The 14,251-nt window shown below is 64.5% G+C and carries 13 protein-coding genes; 5 read left to right on the top strand and 8 right to left on the bottom strand.

All coding sequences use genetic code 11. The features are described 5' to 3' along the window. Positions 1–3 precede the first annotated feature (3 nt). The 3 genes from ACFSJC_RS00345 (at position 4) to soxZ (ending at position 2,618) form a co-directional block, all read left to right on the top strand. Positions 4–1,509, top strand: coding sequence for a beta-barrel assembly-enhancing protease (locus ACFSJC_RS00345; protein WP_386021556.1), 1,506 nt, complete (start codon positions 4–6; stop codon positions 1,507–1,509). A 253-nt stretch (positions 1,510–1,762) separates the two neighbouring features. Then, positions 1,763–2,236 (top strand): thiosulfate oxidation carrier protein SoxY, encoded by a 474-nt coding sequence (gene soxY / locus ACFSJC_RS00340; protein ID WP_386021553.1) that lies wholly within the window; start codon positions 1,763–1,765, stop codon positions 2,234–2,236. A gap of 70 nt (positions 2,237–2,306) precedes the next feature. Beyond that, the gene (soxZ, locus tag ACFSJC_RS00335; RefSeq protein WP_386021550.1) at positions 2,307–2,618 is read left to right on the top strand and encodes a thiosulfate oxidation carrier complex protein SoxZ; all 312 of its coding nucleotides are present in this window, start codon (positions 2,307–2,309) and stop codon (positions 2,616–2,618) included. Positions 2,619–2,697: 79 nt separating this feature from the next. Here the strand turns inward: soxZ and ACFSJC_RS00330 are convergent, their stop codons facing one another. Next, positions 2,698–3,669: a lysophospholipid acyltransferase family protein gene (locus tag ACFSJC_RS00330; protein WP_386021547.1), complete on the bottom strand. Its 972-nt coding sequence runs from the start codon at positions 3,667–3,669 to the stop codon at positions 2,698–2,700. Between the two features lie 321 nt (positions 3,670–3,990). Between ACFSJC_RS00330 and ACFSJC_RS00325 the strand changes: the two genes are divergently transcribed. After that, on the top strand, positions 3,991–4,419 hold the full coding sequence (locus tag ACFSJC_RS00325; protein ID WP_386021544.1) for a rhodanese-like domain-containing protein: 429 nt from the start codon (positions 3,991–3,993) through the stop codon (positions 4,417–4,419). 25 nt (positions 4,420–4,444) lie between these two features. Here ACFSJC_RS00325 and ACFSJC_RS00320 read toward each other — a convergent pair whose 3' ends face one another. The 4 genes from ACFSJC_RS00320 to trmJ all read right to left on the bottom strand — a co-directional run bounded on the left by ACFSJC_RS00320 (position 4,445) and on the right by trmJ (position 7,299). Further along, a complete protein-coding gene (locus ACFSJC_RS00320) occupies positions 4,445–5,014 on the bottom strand; it encodes an iron-sulfur cluster co-chaperone HscB C-terminal domain-containing protein (RefSeq protein ID WP_386021542.1) in 570 nt (189 codons plus the stop codon). Between the two features lie 130 nt (positions 5,015–5,144). After that, a complete protein-coding gene (gene iscR, locus ACFSJC_RS00315) occupies positions 5,145–5,627 on the bottom strand; it encodes a Fe-S cluster assembly transcriptional regulator IscR (RefSeq protein ID WP_386021540.1) in 483 nt (160 codons plus the stop codon). 62 nt (positions 5,628–5,689) lie between these two features. Then, on the bottom strand, positions 5,690–6,481 hold the full coding sequence (cysE, locus tag ACFSJC_RS00310) for a serine O-acetyltransferase (RefSeq protein WP_386021537.1): 792 nt from the start codon (positions 6,479–6,481) through the stop codon (positions 5,690–5,692). Positions 6,482–6,534: 53 nt separating this feature from the next. Then, positions 6,535–7,299: a tRNA (cytosine(32)/uridine(32)-2'-O)-methyltransferase TrmJ gene (trmJ, locus tag ACFSJC_RS00305; protein ID WP_386021534.1), complete on the bottom strand. Its 765-nt coding sequence runs from the start codon at positions 7,297–7,299 to the stop codon at positions 6,535–6,537. Positions 7,300–7,387: 88 nt separating this feature from the next. On the opposite strand from trmJ, the gene ACFSJC_RS00300 reads away from it, so the two are divergent. Next, positions 7,388–8,185: an inositol monophosphatase family protein gene (locus tag ACFSJC_RS00300; RefSeq protein WP_386021531.1), complete on the top strand. Its 798-nt coding sequence runs from the start codon at positions 7,388–7,390 to the stop codon at positions 8,183–8,185. 226 nt (positions 8,186–8,411) lie between these two features. Here ACFSJC_RS00300 and ACFSJC_RS00295 read toward each other — a convergent pair whose 3' ends face one another. From ACFSJC_RS00295 to ACFSJC_RS00285, 3 genes are all read right to left on the bottom strand, one after another. Further along, positions 8,412–9,512 carry an esterase/lipase family protein gene (locus ACFSJC_RS00295; RefSeq protein WP_386021529.1) on the bottom strand — a complete coding sequence of 367 codons (1,101 nt, stop codon included), beginning with the start codon at positions 9,510–9,512 and terminating at the stop codon, positions 8,412–8,414. A gap of 135 nt (positions 9,513–9,647) precedes the next feature. Further along, positions 9,648–10,826 carry a DUF6782 family putative metallopeptidase gene (locus ACFSJC_RS00290; RefSeq protein ID WP_386021526.1) on the bottom strand — a complete coding sequence of 393 codons (1,179 nt, stop codon included), beginning with the start codon at positions 10,824–10,826 and terminating at the stop codon, positions 9,648–9,650. Between the two features lie 79 nt (positions 10,827–10,905). Beyond that, positions 10,906–14,022 carry a hypothetical protein gene (locus tag ACFSJC_RS00285; protein WP_386021525.1) on the bottom strand — a complete coding sequence of 1,039 codons (3,117 nt, stop codon included), beginning with the start codon at positions 14,020–14,022 and terminating at the stop codon, positions 10,906–10,908. Between the last annotated feature and the right edge of the window lie 229 nt (positions 14,023–14,251).

The following is a 14,251-nucleotide window of genomic DNA, read 5'->3' as shown; positions in this document are numbered from 1 at the left end:
GCGATGATGACGACCAGATTTCCCACCCGAATCAGAAAACTCCTGCTCGCGGCCGGCGTGATCGCGACGACCGGACTCGCAGCACCCACCACCCAGGCGTTCGATCTGCCGGACATGGGCAGCTCGGCGGACGCCGTCATGTCGACCGGAGCCGAGCAGAAGCTCGGCAAGGCCTTCATGCGCAGCGTGCGCGAATCGCTGAAGATCGTCGACGACCCGACCCTGATCAGCTACATCGAAACCCTCGGTCAGTCGCTGGTCGCCGCCGACCCCGAGGCATCGGGCAACTTCACCTTCTTCCTCATCGACGAGCCCGTGGTCAACGCCTTCGCCGGTCCGGGGGGCTACATCGGCGTCTATGCCGGTCTCGTCCTGGCCGCCGAGACCGAAAGCGAACTGGCCGCAGTCATGGCCCACGAAATCGCCCACGTGACCCAACGGCATCTGATGCGCAGCATCGAAGACCAGAGCAAGATGTCGATCCCGGCGACCGCGCTGCTGATCGCGGCCGCCATTCTGGGCGCACAGGTCTCGTCCGATGCGGGCGTCGCCGCCATCGCTGGCATCCAGGCGGCAGCGCTTCAGCGTCAGATCAACTTCACCCGCGACAACGAGAAGGAGGCCGACCGGCTCGGCATCGCCACGCTCGCGAACGCCGGATTCGACCCCTACGCCATGGCCGGATTCTTCGAGAAGCTGACCAAGTCGAGCCGGCTCTATGCGAACAACGCGCCCGAGTTCCTGCGCACCCACCCGGTCAACAGCAACCGCATCGCCGATGCGCTCGGACGCGCCGACGACCACGGCGCCAGGCAACGCCCGGACAGCCTGGGCTTTCAATTGACGCGCGCCAACCTGCGCCAGCGCGCCTATTCGCGCGCGGAACTCTCGGTCGACCATTTCCGCAAGACGCTGCGCGAGGGACGGCTGCGCAGCGAGATCGCCGAGCGCTACGGCTATGCGCTGGCGCTGGAGCGCGCCGGAAACCTGTCCCAGGCCAAGGAACTGACCGACGCACTGCTGTCGGCGAAACCCAGCCAGGCCGAATTCATCATTCTTGACGCGCGGCTCGACCGCAAGATGGGCAAGGCCAAGCAGGCCGTTCAGATGCTGCGCCAGGCGACCAGCCTCGCATCGGATCAATGGCCGCTGCGCGTGGCCTACGCCGAGGCGCTCCTGGACGCGGGGCAGCCGAACAAGGCGATCGACGAACTGACGACGGTCGCCAGGCTGCGCCCCGGAAACGCCTACCTCTACGACATGCTGGAGCAGGCCGCGATGAAGGCCGGCAACCGCGCCGCGACCCATCGATTCCGTGCCGAAAAGCTCTATGCCGAGGGCGACCTCGAACCGGCGATCCGTCAACTTGAGTTCGCCCTGCGCGAGCGCGATATTCCCTATCACGACGCCGCGCGAATCCAGGCGAGACTGGATGCTTGGAAAGAAGAAGAACGCGATCAGAAGCGCGAGGGAAAGGACAGGAATCGAGGGGAAGGCCGGACCGGCTGACGCGCCGTATCAAGGGCCGTGATCTGCAGGCGTTGCCAGCCGAACGCAAGCCCTTTCAAGGCCCGCGAGGACTGCTGTAAGCTCGGGGTCGCGGTGCAACCGGCGGAGCGTCCCTATCTCCGTTGCCGTACTACACATTCGACCGGCTCGCCCCCATCACGGCAAGACCGTCCTTCAGCGAGCCAGGACGTTGCATTCGACCATTAGGCTCGCCCATTTCATTTCATCACTGACGCTCGACAGGAGATCCTGCATGATCGACGCGAAACGTAGAATCCTACTGAAAGGCTCTCTGGCAGCCGGCTCGATCGGCCTCGCGGCCGGAGCCGGATTGCTGACACCTGGACGCGTGCTGGCCGAATGGAACGAGACCGCCTTCCGTGCCAAGGACATCCCCACCGCCTTGAGCAGCCTCATGGGGGCCGACAACGCCGAGGTCAGCGACAAGATCAAGATCAAAGCCCCGGACATCGCCGAGAACGGCGCAGTGGTTCCGGTCACGGTGGAAACGGACCTGGAGGGGGTCACCTCGATCGCCATCATCGCCTCCGGCAACCAAACCCCGCTGATCGCCTCGTTCGAGCTGTCGCCGATCGCCCTTCCTTTCGTCGCAACCCGTATCAAGATGGCCAAAACGGCCGACGTGGTCGCGGTCGTCAAGGTCGGGGACACGCTTTACAAAAACGCGAAGAACGTCAAGGTCACCATCGGCGGATGCGGCGGCTGAGCCACGGCTTCACCGACCGCCTCAAGCAACACCGCCTCCCGATCAAAGACGCCAATAGAGGATTGAGACGATGCCAGACATCAAGATTCGCGCCAAACTGAGCGGCGATGAAACCACCGTCAAATGCCTGATGAGCCACCCGATGGAAACCGGACTGCGCAAGGACAGCAAGACCGGAGAATTGGTCCCGGCACACTTCATCCAGGAGGTCGTCGGCAAATACAAGGACCAGGTCGTGATGACCGCATCCTGGAGCGGCGGGGTTTCCAAAAATCCCTACCTCTCTTTCAAGTTCAAGGGCGGCGCGGTCGGCGATCCGATCGAGATCGCCTGGACCGACAACAAGGGCGAATCCAGCAGCGCCTCCGACACCATCTCCTGATAGCGTCCGCCCCACGGATCCGATAGCGCCCCGGCCTGTCGCCTGCTGGCGACTTCCCTGGGGCCTACGATCCCGCCGCTCAATCGTCTCGCAAACGCCTCACATGGCGAAAGACATGGGCGTCGTCCAACGGACCCGTATAGACCTTGGCCCCGCCCTCTGGACGCCGACGAAAACGCTTGTAGGACCAGAGATACTGCTCGGGACAGGTCAGGACGCAACGCTCGATCCCTTCGTTGAGCGCACGCGCAGCGACCTCGTCATCCGCGTTGGCGACCCCCTCGGGCGCAGGGATGCAGTGCAGCCTGAATCCTCCCTCGGCCAGACGCTCGGCGAAGAGGAACACCACCGGGGCCCCAGTGCGCTTGGCCAGTCGATTGACCAGTAGCATGGTGAATGCGGGTATGCCGAAGAAGGGCGCGAAAACGGCACCCTTGTTGGCCTTGGGCTCCTGATCCGGCAGGATCCCGACGAAATCGCCGCGCTCCAGCGCCTGAACCAGCACCCGGATGCCTTTGGCGGTAATGGGCGCCAACTCCCCTCCGGTTCGCGCGCGAGCGGCACGGATGAGGTCGTCGAGATAGCGCTGGGGTTTGTAGAAAATGGCTGTCGGCCCTTGCGCCGCGAGATAGAGCCCCGCCAGCTCCCAGGCTCCGATGTGCGGAGAGAGCACGATCACCCCCTTCCCCTCTTCCCGTCGCAGCCATTCGGCCCCTCGGACCTCCTTCACCAACCCCAAGACCTGATCGACCGGGCGCAGCCAGAGATAGCCGATCTCGGCGTAGGTCTTGCCGAATTCCCTGAGATTGCAATCGCGCAGACGTACCTGCTCCTTGGCAGACAGATGCGGCATGCAGAGCGCGATATTCATGAGCGCATTGCGGCGCTGCCGATTCGGCCAGCGCGCGACGATCGCCCCGGCGAACGCGCCTAGACGATGGGTCGTCGACAGGGGCAGACGAGCGATGAGACGCACCAGAAAATGCGCCAGCGCGTCCTTCCAGACCACACCGAAGGTCCGATTTGTTTGTTGTTGGGATTGCTTCGCCAATCGATTCTCCTCGAAAAGGCCATCCAGGCGCCCCGATCCGGCCCGCAAGATGAAAAAAAGACGTATCGCCCCTAGTTAGCTGGGCTAGCTGACCGAGGACGAAGCCAACCGGATCGAGCAACGCGCCCCGCCGGACAAACCTGGCATCGGTGCGCGCGGTTCGAACACCGAGCCGCTATGATCGCGCCAGACACGAAAACGATCGCCACATGCGAAACCCCGGCTCCCGATGGGCCGACGGAACATCAAGGCGACTGCATTCCGCCGTTGCATGGCAACGACACCAACCACCAACCGAACCCCGATCTGGAGGAAGACCGCATGAACGAAGATCAACCGAAGGGACTGAGTCCTCAGGAGGCCATGGAACTGCTCGAATCCCATCCGCAGGCGGTGCTGGTGGATATTCGCTCCTCCATGGAGTTCCTCTTCGTCGGGCATCCCAAGGGGGCCGTCCACGTCCCCTGGATCGACGAGCCCGACTGGGTCGTCAACCCGCATTTCGTTACCGAGATTCGCAAGCTTCTGCTCGGAGGCGCCGTCTGCGACCAAAATGCAGGGTGCGCCCCGGTGATCCTCATCTGCCGCAGCGGCAAACGCTCGCTCGAAGCCGGCAAGGCACTCGTCAGCGAGGGGTTCAAAGCGGTCTACCACGTCGATGAGGGATTCGAGGGCGATCTCGACGAACAGCACCATCGCAGCACCCTCGGCGGATGGCGCTTCCAGGGACTTCCCTGGGAGCAGTGCTGAGAAGACACCCCGACAGGCGCCTGAGTCAGTCCTGAATACCCAGTTCGAGCCGCCGCTCCTCGGCATCGCGCCGGCAGCGGCTCAAAGACTGGAGCTTGCGGACGATCTGACGCGCCGCGCGCAGATTGCTCGGGCACGGATCGGCGAGCAAATCGTGGAGTTCCTTGTCGAGCGCAGCGCACTCCTCAGCGAGACTGGTCAGGATCTCGGCCACTGCGGTTGCGGGATCCGGCCGGCTGGTTGCCTCGGCCAGCGTCTCGCGCAGCTCCATCTCCTCCATGAGGGACGCCCCGCGATTCCCGCGAATCTCGGCGTAATCGCCAGACTCTGCCGCAGTCTCCGAATAGAGGCTGAAGAGATATTCCGCCCTGGAGAGCGGATCGGTCAGGGTGCGGTAGGCCTCCTCGACCTGGGTCAAGGCCCGAACGTTTCCGGCGGAATCGACATCGTTGTCGATTCCGTAACGGATCCTCCGGGCGCTTCTGAGCAGGGCGCGATACCGCTCGGCCAACAGGCTGGCATCGATCGCGAAGCTCATCGGAAGGTCGAAGAGTTCGAAATAGTTCTTGGTGGAGTTCAGCACGACGAGCAGCATGGGTGAAGAAGGTCACCCGTCCGCAATCAAGACGACCCTAGGCTGGCCGGGTAGCCTCATGCTAACCGGATTGACGACGAAGGCAAGTGCTTGTTCAGGCCAGCCCCCCACCTCATGGGCGAATGGTCCTTCAGGCGCTCGCAACGATGCGTTGAACGTCGAGCTTGACGTCCACGGCGGCGCAGGACGTAGGGGGGCGTTGCCCGGATTCGTCGCGTCGATCGACCAACTGCTGCAGATCGATCTTATTCAGATGTTCGTAGATGAGATCGCTTAGATCGTGCCAAAGATCATGGGTGAGGCAAGGGCCGTTGTCCTGACAATTGTGGGCACCGCCACAGCGCGTGGTATCGACGCTCTCGTCCACCGCTGCGATCACCTCGGCGACATGGATCTCGGCGGCGGCGCGCGCGAGATTGTAGCCGCCGCCCGGGCCCCGAACGCTGGTCACGAGCGAGCGCTTACGCAGCTTGGCGAACAGTTGTTCCAAATAGGACAGGGAAATGCCCTGCCGCTGAGCGATATCGGCCAACGCAATCGGTCCCTGCCCCTGATGGATAGCCAGATCCAGCATCGCGGTCACGGCGTAGCGGCCCTTGGTCGTCAATCTCACGTGCAGCCCCTCCGGCTTCGTTTTCGAGGGTGAATCATACGTTACCCGACAAGAACGATCAATTAAGCCCTATGCGCGGTAGGGTCGTCCAGTCCGTCCGCGTTGGTCGCCGACTCCATCGTCATGGAGTCCAGATCAGTCTCGTGCTCGAAGCACTGCATGATGCCTTGGGCTTCGAGCGCCTGAGACATGGCCTCCATGCGCCGATCCATGTGATGGATGTGATCGAGCATGCGGTTGATGGCATTGGCAACCGGGTCCGGGGCATCGCGGGTGGCACCATAGGCGTCGAAGCCGATCCGCTTGGCGGTATCGGCACGACGCTGGGTCGCCGCGTCGCCCGCCGGCTCGATGATTCGCCCCGGCACGCCGACCGCCGTCGCGCCGGCCGGAACCGATTTGACGACGACCGCGTTGGAGCCGATCCGCGCGCCATCGCCGATCTCGATCGGCCCCAGCACCTTGGCCCCCGCCCCCACGACCACGTCACACCCGAGGGTCGGATGACGCTTGCCCTTCTGCCAGCTCGTCCCGCCGAGCGTCACCCCATGATACAGGGTGCAATCGTCGCCGATCACGGCGGTCTCTCCGATCACGACACCCATGCCGTGATCGATGAAGAAGCGCCGCCCGATCACGGCGCCCGGATGGATCTCGATGCCGGTGAAGAGCCGCGCGAAATTGGACAAGACGCGCGCCAGCCATTTGAAGTCACGGTGCCACAGCCAATGCGACAGACGATGGGCCATCACGGCATGAATCCCCGGATAGGTCGTCAGCACATCGAAACCGTTGCGCGCGGCCGGATCGCGGTCGAAGACGCAACGGATATCTTCATTCAATCGGGCGAACATGAATCTCACTCACTGTCTGAAACGGGTGCGGATCGTCGCCGAGACCGGCAGGTCTAGGCGTCGTGCCGCTTGAAACGGTCGGACGTCTTGCGTCCCTGGGCGGCATTGAGGATGCCGCGCAGGATATTGAGCTCGACACGGTCGAGACGCGCGCGATTGAACAGACGCCGCAAACGCTTCATGAGGGTGCGCGACTGCTCTGGGTCGCTGAACCCGATATGCAGCAGCGTTTCGAGCAAATGGCCAAAGAAACCCTCCATCTCATCGGCCGGCGCCAAATCGCGCCGCTCCTCCGAAACCGCAGCGGACTCGCGCCGAACGCCGGCGAGCGCCTGACGTCGGATCTCGTAGGCCAGCACCTGGCCGGCTGCGGCGATGTTCAGCGAGCTGAAGTCGGGATTGGTGGGGATGTGCACCAGATAATGACAGCGGGCCAACTCATCGTTGGACAGCCCAGAGCTCTCGCGTCCGAACACCAGGGCGACATCGCCCTCGGCGGCCTCGTCCAGCAAACGGCGCGCGCACTCGGACGGATCGAGCAGCGGCCACTCGATACTGCGCAAACGGGCGCTGGCACCGATCACCAACCGACAGCCGGCAAGCGCATCCACCAGGTTCTCATGGACGCCTGCCGACTCGAGCAGCGCGTCGGCACCCGAGGCGCGGGCCATGGACTCGGCATCCGGACGGGTCTTTGGGGACACCAGTTCCATGCGCGAGAGACCCATGGTCTTCATCGCTCGGGCCATCGCCCCCATGTTGCCGGTGTGGGTCGTCTCCACCAGCACGAAGCGGATTCGTGCGAGCGAGTCGGTCATTTGGTCTATCATGCGCGGTCAGTTCATCAAGAATATCGCCGTATCATCGAGCTATGATACAGCGACCGCTCGGGATATCCTTCACGACATGCACCCAAGTCTCAACATCGCCATCCGTGCCGCTCGCAGTGCCGGCAGAATACTCCTGCGCTTCTCGGATCGCGTCGATCAGATCAAATTCGAGTCCAAGAGTCACAACGACTTCGTCAGCGACGTCGATCGCGCCGCCGAAGCCGCCATCATCCAAGAGCTGCGGGGACGCTTCCCCAATCACGCCATCCTGGCCGAGGAAAGCGGCGAACAGGGCAGCGGCGACTTTCAGTGGATCATCGATCCCCTGGACGGAACCACCAACTATCTTCACGGCTTCCCCCAATACTCCGTATCCATCGCGCTCAAGCACAAGGGACAGCTCGAATGCGGCGTGGTCTACGATCCGCTGCGCGAGGAGATGTTCACCGCCGCGCGCGGACAGGGCGCCCAGCTCAACGACCGCAAGATCCGCGTCACCAACCGCCCGTCGCTCGACGGCGCACTCATCGGCACCGGATTTCCCTTCCGCGACCAGCGGTACATCGACGCCTATGTCGGCATGTTCAAGGCCATGACCGAGGCCACGGCCGGACTGCGCCGCCCCGGATCGGCCGCCCTCGACCTGGCCTATGTCGCGGCGGGCCGTACCGATGGATTCTGGGAACTGGGCCTTTCGCCCTGGGACTGCGCCGCTGGCGCCCTGCTGGTGCAGGAAGCGGGGGGAACGGTCACCGATCTGAGCGGCGGCACCCGCTATCTGGAGACCGGCAATCTCGTCGCCGGAAACCTCAAGGTCCACCGCGCCATTCTGGACCTCATCACCCCCTTCCTAAACGACAAGCTGAAGGCCTGATCGCCCTCGGCGGCCCCCGATATTCATCGGTACGGCCGCTTGAGGCGCTATTCGACGTTGAGAACGACCCGCACCGAGAGGCCCCAGGCAGCAGTGTTTGCTGGGGCGTCTACCTCCCGCCCCAGGCGATCCTCCTCACCGACCCGCAGGATCGGATCCCGCGCGCCGTTGGTCGATCAGCGCTTCGGCGCGGTCGCGCTCGCGGCAGCCAAGATAGGCGCCCGGATCAGTTGCTGGGGAGGTAGACGCTGACCGGACGCACCGGACGACCATCGGACCAGACTCCCAGGTCGAAGCTTAGCTGGTCGGCCCGCTCGCCTTCGCGGATGACCCGGTCGAGCGCGAACCAGAGGTAGCGCCAATCCAGGTCGTCTTCCGTGCCGACGCCGTCGAGCATCAGCTGCGCGAGCAGCGGCGGGAAGAAACTGGTGTCGTCGGTGGCCTGCTCGTGGTTGGCGAAATGGCCGGGACAGCCGTGGGTGTCGGTGTAGGACAGGAACATGCGCTTGTGTTCGGTGGCGATGTAGCCGAAGGGTGTGTCCCACTGGGCCTTGGGCACGATCCAGTCCGAGTCGCCGTGAAGGATGGCGACCGGCATGGTCAGGGCGGTGCCGGTGACGCGAATGTCCACATCGTCGGCGAGGCTGTTCAGCGCCTTGCCGAACTTGCCGGGCGCCGACGCGGTCGAGGTGCTGGGGATCGGGTCGGCGGTGAGCACCTGCAGCGGCAGCAGGTTGTCCGGGTAGCCCTCCTGCTGCACGTAATAGGGCCAGCTGAGCGCGAACAGACCGCCCAGGGAGTGGCCGTAGACGTAGGTATCCACTGGCTCGCCTGGGCCGAACCCGGACCGAACGTAGGCGTCGGCGACGCTTGCCAGGGCATTCTTCAGCCATTTTTCCTGAGACGGAACGAGCCCGTCGCCGAAGATCTCGTCGAGCAGCTCCGCGACGGTCATCAGCCCGCTGTCCGGGAACCGGCAGAATCCGGTCTGGTAGTTGGGATAGAAGACGCTGTAGCCCTGCCTGACCAGATGCTCCAGATGGGCGCGGTAGATCTGCGAGGCGCCGAGCGCGAACCCGTGCAGGAAGATCACCGCCTTCGGACGGCCGTTGTCGCCGAGGAAGGGCGTCGCCGGCCGGTAGACCTCGATATAGGTGCCGGCCTGGCAGTCTCCGTGGGTCTCGACGCTGTACTCGGGCGAGCTGTAGATGGCGCTGTAATCCAGCTTGGCCGGTGGCTTCGGACGCAGCCAGCCGAACAGGCGGCAGATCGTCGTCTGGACGAGGTAGGCGAGGGTACTGCCCAGAACGGTCAGGAGCATGGACATGGCTCGGGCCTCCAGCGGGATTGTGAGTATGCGGGCGGAGCGAATCGCCGCCCGGTGCGCTCATGGCGCGGGTATTCGGCGACCGGCCACGGATTCATGACCGGCCTCGCGAATTCTTGCCCAATCGATTATGGGCTAGGGTGCAAGATCGAGCGTCCGGACCGCCGCTTCGGTCTCGGTCACCACATCGTCTGGCCCGGCGATGAGCAAGACCCGCTTGGTGTCGTGCAGGATGCGAGGTCTCGGCGGCGCATCCCGCATCGTCTCGGCCGGCACCGGCGCATTCAGGACGGCGACGACATCCGCAGCGTCCTCCGCACTGTCCCACAGGGTATCCAGCAAGGCGATATTGGCGCCGTCGCGCGTCTGGATCACGACGGCCCAATCCCCATTCCAGCCTGCGGCGGCCCGGGAGGCGGATTCTTCGTCACCTTGGGCGATCAGGCTGGCAATCACCAGCTCGCCCAGACGGGTCTGATAGAGCACCTGTCCGCCGAGCGCCTTGGCGATGGCGTCGGCCTTGCCCACCAGGGGCGATTGCTCCGGCTCCTCGCCCGCGACGAATTTGTCGCGATGCAGGATCTGTTCCGTCGTGGTCGGCACCCGGTCGAACATGGCGGCAAAGTCCCGTTCCTGGCCGTCCTGATAGCGCTGAAGCACGAAGAGGGCTCCGGCGGCATAGGGAACGACGCTCAGTTCGCCGAGGAACCGCTCGCCCGGTGTCGGGACGAGTTCCACGGGCTCGCTCAGGATCTCGGCGAGATAGGTCTCGGCGTCGTCCGGCATCTGGGATTGGAGCATCTGCAGAACCTGGACGGCTTGTGCCTGCCCCTCCAGGAGCGCGGTTGCGGCCAGCGTCGCATCCAGCGTGCCGGGGTGCCGCTCCTGGTACGCCGTCAAACCGATAGCCTGATCCTGCGCGGCATGAACCAGCTCGTGGATCAGTGTCTGCGCGAGCTCGTCGCCGGATGCGCCTTTCACCAGAAGAACGTGCTTCCCGGACGGGTCATAGACGCCGGCGATGTCGGTCAAGGGCGACATGCGGTCTCTGGCGGCAAGCGCGAAGTCCGCAGGGATGAGGCCCAGAGTGCGGAAGAGCGCGATCTGGCCGTCGACCTCCTCTGCCTGGGCCGCGTCCCAGAGAAACGGCGATTGCTTGAAGTAGGTGGCGAGGACATCGCCACGCGACGCGGACTCGACCTGAGGCAAGGGGTCGAGCCTGAGACCGCTGACCTGCGTGATGACGGTCGCATAGCGATCCATCATGAGACGCGGATCTTCGCGGCCGGTGTCGCGCCGAAAGTAGTCGAGCAAGGGATTCGAGAAGTTCTCGCCCGCCGTCGCCCCAGTGGCGGCGCCGACGAGGCAGAGCAGGGCGAGAACGAGACCTGACTTAGCGCTCGTCTTCCTTGTCGTCGAGCTTGCGCAAGAGGTCGTAGGCATACTGATACTCCATGTAGTTGGCGGCGCGGGTCTGCAGGCTGATCGTGAGGTGACGCTCCGCCTCCGCGCGGCGGCCTTGCTCTGCGGCGATCGCGCCCAGGAAGTAGTGCGCCTCGCAGAGGCGCGAGCGGCCCTTGGCGGTGGCGAGCAGTGTGGGCGCGTCGATCTGTCGGGTGAGGAAGCGCACGCGCGTGGCGAGCCAGTCGTCGTCGAAGTCCTGAAGTCGCGCCAGGATCGCGTGCTGCTGCTCGGCGTCGACACCTCCGCCCTCGCGCCAGGCGAGGGCCGCCATCAGCAGGGAGATGTCGGCGCGATACGGCGACAGATCCATGCGTTCGAGGAAAACCGGAACCGCAAGCCTTGGCTCGTCGTTCATGAGCAAGTGCACCCCGAGGTACTCCGTGACGGTGGGGATGGTCTTGGAATAGAGGTCGAGCAGCTCCCGAAGCAACGGCGCGGTCGAGCCCGGCTGCGCGGCCTCGCTCGCCGCGAGATAGCGCGGGGCGTAGTTGTGGGGGTACGTGCGACGGGGGTCCGTGATGTCGCGGGCAAGGGCGCCATAGAGCTCGGCGGCCGTCGCCGGCTCGTCGAGTTCGAGGAATTCCCTGGCCAGGGAACTGCGCACCCGGATTCCTTTCCAGTCAGAGGGCGACGCCTCCTGTGCGAGTTCGACGGCTAGCGATGGATCTCCCGCTTCGTGGGCGTATTTGGCCAGCCACGGCACGAAATAGTCGGCGGCGTTGTAGCGTCTGTAGGTTCGCAGCACCTGCAGGGCTGCGGCGCGGTTGCCCTGGCGCAGGTAGAAGAGGGCCAGCTCGGCGGGCGCGCGGCCCCTCGGATAGCGCTTGGCTGCAGTCGTGAAGTACTTTTCGGCCTGCAGTTCGCGGCCGGTGCGCTCGCTCGCCAAGGCGAAGCCGATGAGGCCATAGCCGGTTCCGTTCCTGGCAGCTTGTTCCAGGATGGGATAGGCCGTCTCGACATTGCCGGCGTCCATCTCCAGATCGCCGATGCTGATCCGCAAGCGCCCCGCCGTCAGCGTGGTGTGATCGTGCTCCAGATAGGACTGCATGACCTCGATGGCCTGCTGCGGCTTGCCGTCGTCGATCAGCATGGTCGAAAGCAGATCATAGGGCTTGCTGTCGCTGGGATTCGCCGCAATGGCGCGGCGCAGCTCGGTCTCGGCGACGGCAGAGTCCCCCGCCTCCTTCGACAGCTTGCCCTTGAGGTAGAGGATCGCCGGAAGATGTTCGATGCCCTCGGCGTAGGCGCCGAAGGCGCTCGGAGACAGCTTCAGGCCGACGATCTCGCGCGCGACCTCGTAGTCGAAGGGCGCGGCGGCCATGGCCAGGTCGAGCTGCGGGCGCGCACAGCCGTTGACGAGATGGAGATCGCGACAGGAGGAGACGAGAGCGAGCAGATCTCCCCGCGCCGGGTCGCTGAGGGCATGCAGTGCGTCCAGGGCGTCGAGCACCTTGGGAAAATCCGCAGCATTCTTGGAGGTGTGCAAGAAAAGAATGAAATCGCTGAGCAGACGACGATCCGCTCCGTCGAGACTCAATGTCTTAAAAAACTGGATCCGCGTCTCGACCTCCGGATCATAGCCGCGCACCCAGATCCAAGCGGTTTGGCGCAGCGGAGCGTCGGGGTAGGCCTGCTCGATCAGCTGCGCGATCTCGCTCGCTCGCGGGGGACGGCCAAGTCCCTGGGCCTCGAAGGTCACCTGATAGTAGAGGGCGTCCTGCATCTCCAGCGCGAGCAGCGTCTTCACCAAGTCCATGTCGAAGAGATGGCTGGCCTGCCGCATCCGCAGCGGCTGGCCCAGGAGTCGCGATTCCAGCTGGACCCAGTGCGGCAGGGCCTCGTTCCGCGTGGTCCCGAGTCGTGCGGTCGCGACCAGGTCGGGATCGGACATCAGCGAGGCCGGCTCGACCAGCTCGCCCAGGATCTCCAGGTGGGTTTCGAGGAGATCGAGCGGGTACTGGCGGACATGGGAATTGCTGACCCCGACGACACGGATCGAGGCGGCGTATTCGGCGAGATGGATGAAATCCACATAGTCGCCCGCGAAACGCTTGATGAGGGCCGATCCATCGGAACCCATGCCGCTTTCGCGGCTGGCGCGCGCGAGCAGATAGCTCGCGAGCTTCGCATCGTCGCTGCCCGCCTCGGACGCGGTTTGAAGTCCATCCAGATCGCGCTTGACGAAGGCGATGAGCAAGCGACTCCGATCCATCTCGGGGGCGGTTTCAAGCGACGCCAGCGCGGGCGCCGGCAGGTCGAGCGCAAGCCAGACCAGGCCCTCGACGAAGGGATCCCGCGCACCGGAGGCCAGATAGGCGGCCAGGGCGCGCGTCGCCAGAAGGTCGGCGACGCCGCTGTCGGTCACGGCGGTCTTGAAGAAGGCCTCCCAGGCATAGAGCTCGGCGGCCTGGAGGAGGATATCTGCCTCCGGGGCTGCGTCGAGTCGTCTATCCAGATCGGCCAATGCATGCAGCATGTCGCGGCTGTTGAGCGGAATCGGTTGCTGCCTTCCCGGCACTGCCTCGGCCGCAATGGTCGGCGGCTTCGGCGCGAGCGCGTCGAGCAGGGTCCGCAGCGCGATCAGGTTGGCGTCGGAGCGCTCCGGCAGGGCGGACAGGGTGAGGCGATGAAGACGGCCGTCCAGCCGGTATTCGACCTGATAATCGTCCCCAGCGCCATCGCGGACCTCGACATCGACGGCTGCCGGGGCCTGCGCGGCGTCGGCGAGACCCTGGCGCAGCTCCAGCGCGATCGGCAAGGCGGCGACGAGGCGCTTGTCGCGCGGGGGGCTTTCGAGATAGGAGACCGGCAGCGGTCGTTCATCGAAGGGATGCGGGCTCCTGGATCCGGGCGTCGACGCCTGCTGGTACCCAGTCGCAAACAGGGGCCAGGGCGCGATCGGACTGGCGAAAAGGGCGTAGAAGAGGACGAGAAGGAGCAGAACCAGGAGCAGCAGTTCCCGTGTCTTCCCGCCCCCCTTGGTCGTGTCCGCCATATCCGGGGTGTGACGAACGTGCGGGTTCGCCTTGTCCTGATCCGTAGCCATCGAGGGCCGCTCCCTGGTCTGAATGTGAAGGCTTCCACTTATTGTGGAGACATCCTCATCCCCGACGCAATGCGAGTGCGCCGTCCCTTGGGTGCCAATATGCCGAGACTGTGACGGGATTCACAGATCGTTCAAGAAGCGACCAACGACGAATGTCCGATTTTGGAGATTCGAATGTATTCGCACTTCGGGCGCTCGAAGTGCGAATACACCAGTCCCCCTCGACGAG

Origin of the sequence: Thiorhodococcus fuscus (genome assembly GCF_042682685.1) — a bacterium.
GTDB classification, from domain to species: Bacteria; Pseudomonadota; Gammaproteobacteria; order Chromatiales; family Chromatiaceae; genus Imhoffiella; species Imhoffiella fuscus.
Note: the sequence above shows the minus strand (reverse complement) of the source record. Positions and strands in the feature narration are given on the sequence as shown.

What these genes read in the sequence shown, in the direction of transcription:
- ACFSJC_RS00345 (WP_386021556.1), top strand. Translation starts at nt 4, where the DNA reads ATGATGACGACCAGATTTCCCACCCGAATCAGAAAACTCCTGCTCGCG.
- soxY (WP_386021553.1), top strand. Translation starts at nt 1,763, where the DNA reads ATGATCGACGCGAAACGTAGAATCCTACTGAAAGGCTCTCTGGCAGCC.
- soxZ (WP_386021550.1), top strand. Translation starts at nt 2,307, where the DNA reads ATGCCAGACATCAAGATTCGCGCCAAACTGAGCGGCGATGAAACCACC.
- ACFSJC_RS00325 (WP_386021544.1), top strand. Translation starts at nt 3,991, where the DNA reads ATGAACGAAGATCAACCGAAGGGACTGAGTCCTCAGGAGGCCATGGAA.
- ACFSJC_RS00320 (WP_386021542.1), bottom strand. Translation starts at nt 5,014, where the DNA reads ATGCTGCTCGTCGTGCTGAACTCCACCAAGAACTATTTCGAACTCTTC.
- cysE (WP_386021537.1), bottom strand. Translation starts at nt 6,481, where the DNA reads ATGTTCGCCCGATTGAATGAAGATATCCGTTGCGTCTTCGACCGCGAT.
- trmJ (WP_386021534.1), bottom strand. Translation starts at nt 7,299, where the DNA reads ATGACCGACTCGCTCGCACGAATCCGCTTCGTGCTGGTGGAGACGACC.
- ACFSJC_RS00300 (WP_386021531.1), top strand. Translation starts at nt 7,388, where the DNA reads ATGCACCCAAGTCTCAACATCGCCATCCGTGCCGCTCGCAGTGCCGGC.
- ACFSJC_RS00295 (WP_386021529.1), bottom strand. Translation starts at nt 9,512, where the DNA reads ATGTCCATGCTCCTGACCGTTCTGGGCAGTACCCTCGCCTACCTCGTC.
- ACFSJC_RS00285 (WP_386021525.1), bottom strand. Translation starts at nt 14,022, where the DNA reads ATGGCTACGGATCAGGACAAGGCGAACCCGCACGTTCGTCACACCCCG.